General features: G+C 76.7%; 1 protein-coding gene. It reads left to right on the top strand.

The genetic code is table 11. From position 1 onward, the window contains the following. Window positions 1-80 precede the first annotated feature (80 nt). The coding region (gene malQ, locus HW577_RS25015; protein ID WP_198378797.1) for a 4-alpha-glucanotransferase at window positions 81-1,422 on the top strand (1,342 nt) is incomplete at its 3' end.

A 1,422-nucleotide genomic window follows, 5' to 3' on the forward strand; every position in this document is an offset into this window, starting at 1 on the left:
GCCGCCGCGCCGCGCCGCGTGCCGCCCCGGCCGATCCCGGCCGTTGCCACCCACCGCCGGACGGCCGGCGCTTCGCGCTGATGGCGCAGAGCTTCGCGCTGCGCCGCGCGGCGGACCAGGGCATCGGCGACTATGCGGCGATCGCGGAACTCGGCGCGCATGCGCGGGGCGCGGCGCTGATCGGCATCAGCCCGCCGCATGCGCTGATGCCGGTGGAACGGGACCGCGCGAGCCCCTACCAGCCCTCCGACCGGCGCTTCCTGGAACCCGTGCTGCTCGACGTCGCCGCATTGCCCGATGTCGGGGACGCGCCCGCGGTGCGCGCGGCGCTGGCGGCGGCGGAACCGGTCTTCGCCGCGCTGCGCGCCGGTGGCCTCGTGGACTACCCCGCGGTCTGGGCAGCGAAGCGCGGCGTGCTGGACGCCGCGGCGCGCGCCCTGCCCGATGACCACGGCGGCTTCGCCGCGTTTCGCGCGGCCGGGGGCGCGGCGCTGGACGACTTTTCCACCTTCGCCGCCATCGCCGACCGGTTCGGGCCGCGCCACGCCTGGCCATCGGGCTTCGCGGATCCCTCCGACACCGCGCTGGCGGGCTTCCGGGCGGAGCATGCAGGGGCCATCCGCTTCCACGCCGTGCTGCAATGGTTCTGCGACCGCCAGCTCGCAGACGCGGCCGCGGCGGGGCCGGGACTCTACCGCGACCTCGCGGTCGGCGCCGCGCCGGATGGCGCCGAGACATGGTCCCAGCCCGGCGCCTTCCTGGGCGGCTTTTCCATCGGCGCGCCGCCCGACCCCTTCTCGGCCGAGGGCCAGGTCTGGGGCCTGCCGGTGCCGCATCCACACCGGTCGGAAGCGACGGGCCATGCCGGCTTCGCCGCGCTGCTGCGGGCGAACATGCGCCATGCGCGGGCACTGCGGCTGGACCATGCAATGGGTCTCGAGCGCCTGTTCGTGGTGCCGGATGGCGGGCGGGCGGCGGATGGCGCCTATCTGCGCTTCGACGGCGCGGGGATGGTCGCGACGCTCACGCGCGAAAGCCGCGCGGCGTGTTGCGCGGTGGTGGGGGAAGCCCTCGGCACGGTGCCGGAGGGCTTCCCGGACCGCCTGGCCGCGGCGGGCGTGCTCGCCTATCGCGTGCTGTGGTTCGAGCGTGACGGCGATGGCTTCCGCGATCCTGGGCATTGGCCCGAAGCGGCGGCGGCGTGCGTCTCCACCCACGATCTGCCCCCGCTCGCCGGCTGGTGGGCGGAGACGGACATCGAGGAACGCGTGGCGCTCGGGCTGATCCGGGACGCATCGGCGGCGCGGGCGGCCCGGGCGCACGAGCGGGCGACGCTCGCCGCCCTGGTCGGCGTGGCGGACGGGCCCTACACGCCGGGGGTCGCCGCCGCGTTGCATGGCCGCGTCGCCGCCGCGGACCCGA

It is taken from the genome of Neoroseomonas rubea (genome assembly GCF_016106015.1).
GTDB lineage: Bacteria > Pseudomonadota > Alphaproteobacteria > Acetobacterales > Acetobacteraceae > Neoroseomonas > Neoroseomonas rubea.